This window comes from Mesorhizobium sp. M7A.F.Ca.CA.002.09.1.1 (genome assembly GCF_003998555.1).
Taxonomy (GTDB): Bacteria; Pseudomonadota; Alphaproteobacteria; order Rhizobiales; family Rhizobiaceae; genus Mesorhizobium; species Mesorhizobium ciceri.
This window is the reverse complement of the sequence record NZ_RZRR01001566.1, coordinates 1-502: the sequence shown is the minus strand read 5'-3', so window position 1 is coordinate 502 and position 502 is coordinate 1. Positions and strand designations below refer to the sequence as shown.

Below are 502 nucleotides of genomic sequence, written 5' to 3'. Positions count from 1 at the left end.
GGCTCATCGAGCAGCAGCACCGACGGCAGGCCGCAGAGCGCGCGGCCGATCGCCAGCATCTGCTGCTGGCCGCCCGAAAGCGTGCCGGCGACCTGCGCTTCGCGCTCGCGCAGGATCGGAAAATAGCCGAAGATGTCGGCCGAAATGCCGCCGTCGCCACGGTCCTTGGCAGCGCGGGTGCCGACCTCCAGGTTTTGCCGCACCGTCAGCTGGTTGAAGATCCCGCGCCCCTGCGGCACATGCGCAATGCCTGCCCGCGCGCGGCGGAAGGCCGGCGCGTTCGTGAGGTCCTTGTCACCGAGAACCACCGCGCCACCGCTCGCTCGCAAGCCGCCGGCGATGACGCGCAGCAGCGTCGTCTTGCCGGCGCCGTTACGGCCGAGCAGGCCGACGACTTCGCCTGGCGCGACACTGAGGTCGATGCCGTTCAGCACCGGGAGCGGGCCGTAGCCGGCTGACACCGCCATTGTCCGCAGCATGATCAGCGCCGCCCCAGATAGAC

General features: G+C 70.3%; 1 protein-coding gene. It reads right to left on the bottom strand.

Annotated features, from left to right (window positions below; genetic code table 11):
• Window positions 1-479 (bottom strand): ATP-binding cassette domain-containing protein (locus tag EN994_RS34680; protein ID WP_127308312.1); only part of this gene is annotated, 479 nt, incomplete at its 3' end.
• Between the last annotated feature and the right edge of the window lie 23 nt (window positions 480-502).